Below are 6,377 nucleotides of genomic sequence, written 5' to 3'. Positions count from 1 at the left end.
GACCCGGCCCCCGCGGCGGCGCGAAGCGCCGTCGTGGGGAGTCAGGCCCGCAGCGCCCGCGGCAGGTCCGCCACGGCCCGGTCGATCAGCGCCGCATCGGCCTTGGCGTCCATCCGCTCGGCGATCACGTTCCGCGCCGCCGCCGCCGCCACCTCGGCCGCGGCGCTGCGCACCTCGGCCAGCGCCCCGGCCTCGGCCGCCGCGATGCGGTCCATCGCCATGCGTTCCCGGCGCTTCGCCGCCGCTTCCGCCTCCGCCGCCGCGCCTTCGGCCAGGCGCTTCGCCTCGGCCCGGGCGCGGTTCAGCATCTGCTCGGCTTCCGCCAGCGCCGCGGCGCGGTCGGCTTCCGCCTGCTTCAGCATCGCCTCGGCCTCGCCGCGCAGCCTTGCCGCCTCGGCCAGCTCGGCGCGCACCCGCGCCGCCTTGGCATCCAGCATGGAGGCGGCCTGGGCCCAGGCCTTGCGGCCGAACAGCACCAGGAAGACCACGAAGCTGACGCCGACCCAGAATTTCGGGTCGAGCCAGAAATGCTCGTAATGATGCATCAGGCCTGCCCCCGCGCCGCCAGTTCCGCGCCCACCGCGCGCTCCACCGCCGCGCGGTCGGCCCCGCCGGTCAGCCGCGCCACCAGCGCCTCCGCGGCGTCGGCGGCCACGGTCTTCAGCGCGCCCATGGCCGCGTCGCGGGAGGCGGCGATGCGCTGCTCCGCCGCGTCGATCTGCGCGGCGAGGCGGGCGTTCAGCGCCTCCTCCCGTGCCGTCGTTTCGGCCTGGGCCTGCTGGGTGGCGGTGGCGATCGCCGCCTGCGCATCGGCGCGAGCCTTGGCGGTGGCCGCCTGGTGCTCCGCCAGCGCGGCATCCGCCCGCTGCTTCGCCGCCTGCGCCTGCTCCAGATCCGCCTCAATCCGCGCCCGCCGTTCTTCCAGCACGCTGGCCACGCGCGGCAGCGCGTAGGTTGACATCAGGACGTAGAGCAGGCCGAAGAGGATGAACAGCCAGACGACATTGGCCACCAGGAAGCGGCCCTGTTCGGGATGGCCGAAGGCAAGCTGCGGCATCCCCTCCACCGGCGGCACCTCGCCGGTCGTTGCCGCAAGCGCCAGCGCGGGCAGGGCGAGCCCGAACAGGGATGCGGCGATGAGAATCCGAGGCGTCACGCGAAATCTCCTATCGCCCGGTGGGATGCGGGGCGGGGCGGCGGCGGTGCCGCGCCGCGCCCGCCGCGATCTCAGGCGAACAGGATGAGGAAGGCGATCAGCAGCGCGAACAGCGCCACCGCTTCCGTCAGCGCGAAGCCCAGGATGCCGATCGGGAAGACGGCGTCACGGGCGCCCGGGTTGCGGGCCACGCTGTTGATCAGCGAGGAGAAGATGTTGCCGATGCCGAGGCCGACGCCGAACAGGGCGATGACGGCGATGCCGGCTCCGAGGGCCTTCGCGGCAGCCACTTCCATGGGAAAATCCTTCCGTTCCTGTTGGAGGTTTCTACAGACCGCTCAGTGCAGGTGCACGGCGTCGTGCAGGTAGATGCAGGTGAGGATGGCGAACACATAGGCCTGCAGGAAGGCCACCAGCAGTTCGAACCCCACCAGGGCAACGTTGATGGCCAGCGGCAGCACCGCCACGAAGGGGCCGATGACGCCGAGCCCGCCGATCAGCAGGATGAAGGTGGCGAACACCTTCAGCATCACGTGCCCCGCCACCATGTTGGCGAAGAGACGAATGGAGAGGCTGATCGGCCGGGAGAGGTAGGAAACGATCTCGACCGGCACGATGATCGGCGCCAGCCAGATCGGCGCGCCTTCCGGGAAGAAGTAGCCGAAGAACTTGGTGCCGTGGATCGCCAGCGCCACCACCGTGATCAGCACGAAGACGATGAAGGCCAGGCCGAAGGTGACGGCGATGTGGCTGGTGAAGGTGAAGGCGTAGGGCAGCAGGCCGAGCAGGTTGCCGAACAGCACGAACATGAAGAGCGAGAAGACGAAGGGGAAGAAGCGCTTGCCCTCCTCGCCCACCTGCTCCGTCACCAGCCCGTCGACGAACTCATAAGCCGATTCCGCCAGGGCCTGCAGCCGGCCGGGGATGATGGCCCGCCGGGCCATGCCATAAACCATGAGCGCGGTGATCAGCACGATCGCCAGCAGCATATGCGCATTGGACTGGCTGAAGCCGACGGAGTTGCCGACAACGCCCAGCACCGGCGCCAGCTCGAACTGGCTCAGCGCATCGATGGCCTTTCCCTCAGCAGCCACGGCAGCCCTCTCCCGGCGACGAACAGCTCAGCCCTTCCGGCCGCCACGAGGGGTGAACAGGCGATAGACGTTCAGCACCCCGGCCGCCGAGCCCATGACGAAGAACAGCAGGAAGAGCCAGGGCTTGGTCCCGAGCCAGCGGTCCAGCAGCAGGCCGAGGACGATGCCGACGGCGAGCGCCGACACCACCTCCACCCCTGCGCGGAACCCGATCCCCCAGGACCCGGTCGGCAGCCCCGCCTGCCCGCTCTCCTTGGTGCGGTCCAGGCCCTGACGGGCCCGGGCATCCCGGAGACGTTGCTCGAAGCCGTCGCGCTCAGTCACCCCTATGCTCCCCCTGCGGTGCTCCGCCGGAAGGCATGCGGCTGGTAAGGCGCCTCCCGTTAAGTGTCAAGCAAGCCACGTCGCGGTCATGCACGGCAATAGGCGGCGGAAAGCAAGGCTTGCGAGGGGTTTGCGCCCTCGAGCCGGCCGCCAGCGGCCGCAGCGCCCCTGGAAACAGCACGTTTAATTCCGCGGAGCTGAAGCCCAGGCATCACTCCGCCGCGGCGGGCGCCCCCAGCGCCGCCCAGCGCTCGGGTTCCAGCTCCTCCGGCCGGTTGGGGAAGAACAGGGCGCAGATCAGCGTCACCACGCCGGCGGCGGCCAGGAGCAGGAGGGGAACCACCAGGCCACCCGTGGAGGCATGCAGGAAGCCGACCAGGGGCGAGGCGGCGGCGGCGCCGAGGAAGCCCACCGTGAAGCGAACCGAGTACAATTTGACGCGCAGGGCCGGGGCCACATAGCGGGCGGTCATCGTCTCGTTCACCGTCACCTGGCCGAAGATGGCGGCGGCCACCAGGGCGGAGAGCGGCAGCACCGCCCAGCCCGGGGCGAAGGCCAGCAGCGCCAGGCAGGGCGCCAGCAGCAGGGCCAGCGGCAGGAACACCTGCTTCAGGGTGAAGCGGTCGATGAGCTGGCCGACGGTGAACTGCGTCAACCCGCCGCACAGCGTCGCCAGGAAGGCCAGCATGCCCACCACGGGCAGCAGGTCCGGCGAATGGGCCAGCCGCTCCTCCATCAGCTTCGGCAGCAGCAGGGTGAAGGCATTGAAGACCAGGCCGGAAACGGCGGCGATGGACAGCAGCACCACCACGGCGCGGCGGACCACATGCGGCGGGATGACCGGGAAGGGCTTCCGCGCGCCGCCCGCCTTGCTCGCGTCGAAGGCCGGTTCCCGCAGATAGAGCAGCCCGAGGAGGAGGCTGATGGCGCCCGGCACGCCGAAGGCCCAGTGCCAGCCCAGCCGGGCGGCGAGGAAGGCGGTGACCACCGGCGCCAGCGCCACGCCCATATTGCCGAAGACGCCGTTGATGCCGACCGAGCGGCCGACCCGCGCGCCGCCCGCAGCCTCCACCAGCAGGGCGGTGCCGACCGGGTGATAGATCGCGGAGAAGGCGCCCATCAGCGTCAGTGCCAGGGCCAGCATCCAGGGGCTGGTCGCCACGGCGGTCAGCAGCAGGCTGGCGCCGGTGCCGAGGAAGAATGCCGCCATCAGTGCGCGGGAGCCAAACTTCGCCGCCAAATGCCCCATCGGCAGCGCCCCCAACCCATAGGCCACGAACATGCCGGTGCCGAGGGCCAGCACCGGCCCGTACACCTCCCCGAAGGCCGCCGGCGATTGCTGCACCATGCCGAGCACGGCTGTGGCGAGGATCAGCAGCGAGTAATGGGTGATGGTGTGCGCGGCATTGATGAAGCCGATCTGGCGCTTGGCGGGGTCCAACATGGCGTTTCCGTATTGGCTGGCTGAGCGGAAAGCCTAGTATGGCCGGATGAAGATGGCTGGCCAAACCCTGTCGAGATCCGGCCAAAGCCCCGCCCCGCGGCGCAACCTGCCGCAGGAGGCGGTGGACCGGCCGCTCGCCGCCTTCACCCGCGACTATGCCGAAACCGAGACGGTGCCGCGCCACAGCCATGAGCGGGCGCAGCTTCTCTATGCCACCCGCGGCGTCATGCGCATCGCGACCGACGCGGCGAGCTTCGTGGTGCCGCCGGGGCGGGCGCTCTGGGTGCCGGCCGGGGTGGCGCACACCACGGCGACAGCGGGCTGGGTTGCCATGCGCTCCATCTTCTTCCGCGCCGATGCGGCGGTGGCCGGGCCGCCGGGGGTGGCGGTGCTGGCGGTCTCCCCGCTGCTGCGGGAGCTGATCCTGGCCGCCTGCGCCGAGCCGCTGGAATGGGACGAGGCCGGGCGCGGCGGCCATCTGGCGGCGCTGATCCGGGACGAGGTGGCGCGCGCCGCCACCCTGCCGCTCGGCGTGCCGGCGGTGCGGGACCCGCGGCTGCTGCGCCTGGCGGCGGCGCTGCAGGCGGAGCCGGCGCGGAGGCTGACCATCGAGGATTGGGCAGCGGAATGCGGCGCCAGCGCCCGCACGCTGAGCCGGCTGTTCCGGCAGGAGACGGGGATGAGCTTCGGGCGGTGGCGGCAGAGCCTCCGCCTGGCGGAGGCGGCGGCGCTGCTGGCCCAGGGGGTGCCGCCGGCCAGGGCGGCGGCTTCGGTGGGCTATGCCAGCGCCTCGGCCTTCGGGGCGGCCTACCGGGCGGCCTTCGGGACGACGCCGGGGGCGGGAAAGACGGGGGCGCTGCCCCTGACCCCGGCAGGAGGCTCTGCCTCCTGCGCCTCCGCCGGGCGTGGATCGCCCCCCGGACCCCGGTGTGAGTTGGACCGATAACTGAAGGCGGCATCCGCTTGGCGCCGCAAACGCCGCAGGCGAGACTCCCCGGCGCATGACTCTCGAAACGCGCGCCGCGCTCCTCCTCGGCACCGCCCAGACCCTGGCCTGGGCCACCAGCTACTACCTGCCGGCGGTGGTGGCACCCGCCGTGGTCAGGGACCTGCAAGCGGAGCCGGCCCTGGTCTATGGCGCCTTCTCCGCCTCGCTGCTGCTGGCGGGCCTTGTCGCGCCGCGGGTGGGGCGGGCCATCGAGCAGCGGGGCGGGCGGCCGGTGCTGATGCTCTCCTCCCTGGTCATTTCGCTGGGCTTGGCCTTGCTCGGCCTGCTGCCGGGGCTCTGGGGCTGGGTGGCGGGCTGGCTGGTGCTCGGCCTCGGCATGTCGGCGGGGCTGTACGAGGCGGCCTTCGCCACCCTCGGCGTGCTGTTCGGCCGGGGGGCGCGGCGGCCGATCACCCTGGTGACGCTGCTGGCTGGCTTCGCCAGCACCATCGGCTGGCCGCTCTCCACCGCCCTGCTGCCGCTGCTCGGCTGGCGCGGCACCTGCCTGGCCTATGCGGCGGCCAACCTGCTCATCGCCCTGCCGCTCTATGTGCTGCTGCCGCGCGCGGCAGCAGCGGTGGAAAGCGCGGCCGGGCCGCAGGCGGCCGAGCTCCCGCCCCCGCCGCAGGCCTGGGTGCGGCGCAGCTTCCTGCTGCTGGCGGTATTCTTCACGCTGCGATCCATGATCTCAGGCGCCATGGGCGTGCACCTGCTGAGCCTGCTGGGTGGGCTGGGGCTGTCCGTGGGCGCGGCGGTGGCGGCGGCCGCCCTGCAGGGGCCCTCCCAGGTCGGCGGGCGGCTGCTGGAATTCACCGCCGGGCGGGCGGCACACCCGCTGGTGGTGGCGCGGCTCGGCGGGCTGCTGCTGCCGCTGGGCGCGCTGCTGCTGGTGCTGGCCGGGCCGGTGGCGGCGGTGCCCTTCGTGCTGCTCTACGGCGCCAGCAACGGCATCCTCACCATCAGCCGCGGCGCGGTGCCCCTCGCGCTGTTCGGCCCGCGCGGCTACCCGGTGCTGATGGGCAAGCTTGCCCTGCCCATCCTGGTGAGCCAGGCGCTGGCGCCCACCCTGGCGGCGCCGGTGGTGGCGAACTGGCCGGCGGCGCATTTCCTCGGCGCGGCGGGACTGCTGGCCTTGGGGGCGCTGGGGTGCCTGATGGCGATCCGGCCGGCGCCCCTGCCCTCGCCCGAGGCCGCGATCCAGCGGAGCTAGAGCGTTCCGCCGCCTCGGCTCGGCGGGCGGCGACATGGGGAATGGGAGGCTAGGGGCCCCGGACCACACATCTTAGCGCGATCGCATTGAAAAGGGTACGTCCATGCGATAGTGGGTTTCCGAATCGGAGGAGACCGCGCTGAACCTCACCCACCGCCAAC

8 protein-coding genes are annotated in these 6,377 nt (G+C 72.1%); 2 read left to right on the top strand and 6 right to left on the bottom strand.

Annotated features, from left to right (window positions below; all coding sequences use genetic code 11):
- Positions 1–41: 41 nt before the first annotated feature.
- The 6 genes from NJ376_RS19660 to NJ376_RS19635 all read right to left on the bottom strand — a co-directional run bounded on the left by NJ376_RS19660 (position 42) and on the right by NJ376_RS19635 (position 4,018).
- Entirely contained in the window at positions 42–545 is a 504-nt protein-coding gene (locus NJ376_RS19660; RefSeq protein ID WP_252954986.1) for a F0F1 ATP synthase subunit B family protein, read from the bottom strand.
- Complete coding sequence (locus NJ376_RS19655) at positions 545–1,156, bottom strand: F0F1 ATP synthase subunit B family protein (protein ID WP_252954985.1); 612 nt, start codon at positions 1,154–1,156, stop codon at positions 545–547. The genes NJ376_RS19660 and NJ376_RS19655 overlap by 1 nt, the downstream gene beginning before the upstream one ends.
- Before the next feature lie 71 nt (positions 1,157–1,227).
- Positions 1,228–1,452, bottom strand: coding sequence for an ATP synthase subunit C family protein (locus NJ376_RS19650; RefSeq protein WP_149536795.1), 225 nt, complete (start codon positions 1,450–1,452; stop codon positions 1,228–1,230).
- 42 nt (positions 1,453–1,494) lie between these two features.
- On the bottom strand, positions 1,495–2,250 hold the full coding sequence (locus NJ376_RS19645; protein ID WP_252954984.1) for a F0F1 ATP synthase subunit A: 756 nt from the start codon (positions 2,248–2,250) through the stop codon (positions 1,495–1,497).
- A 27-nt stretch (positions 2,251–2,277) separates the two neighbouring features.
- On the bottom strand, positions 2,278–2,574 hold the full coding sequence (locus tag NJ376_RS19640) for an AtpZ/AtpI family protein (RefSeq protein ID WP_252954983.1): 297 nt from the start codon (positions 2,572–2,574) through the stop codon (positions 2,278–2,280).
- 211 nt (positions 2,575–2,785) lie between these two features.
- Complete coding sequence (locus tag NJ376_RS19635; protein ID WP_252954982.1) at positions 2,786–4,018, bottom strand: MFS transporter; 1,233 nt, start codon at positions 4,016–4,018, stop codon at positions 2,786–2,788.
- A gap of 52 nt (positions 4,019–4,070) precedes the next feature.
- On the opposite strand from NJ376_RS19635, the gene NJ376_RS19630 reads away from it, so the two are divergent.
- Together NJ376_RS19630 and NJ376_RS19625 are read left to right on the top strand one after the other, a co-directional pair.
- The gene (locus tag NJ376_RS19630) at positions 4,071–4,964 is read left to right on the top strand and encodes an AraC family transcriptional regulator (protein ID WP_252954981.1); all 894 of its coding nucleotides are present in this window, start codon (positions 4,071–4,073) and stop codon (positions 4,962–4,964) included.
- Between the two features lie 55 nt (positions 4,965–5,019).
- Positions 5,020–6,216 carry an MFS transporter gene (locus NJ376_RS19625; RefSeq protein WP_252954980.1) on the top strand — a complete coding sequence of 399 codons (1,197 nt, stop codon included), beginning with the start codon at positions 5,020–5,022 and terminating at the stop codon, positions 6,214–6,216.
- Positions 6,217–6,377 lie beyond the last annotated feature (161 nt).

It is taken from the genome of Siccirubricoccus soli (genome assembly GCF_024178315.1).
Lineage (GTDB): Bacteria > Pseudomonadota > Alphaproteobacteria > Acetobacterales > Acetobacteraceae > Siccirubricoccus > Siccirubricoccus soli.
This window is presented reverse-complemented; position numbering and strand designations above follow the sequence as displayed.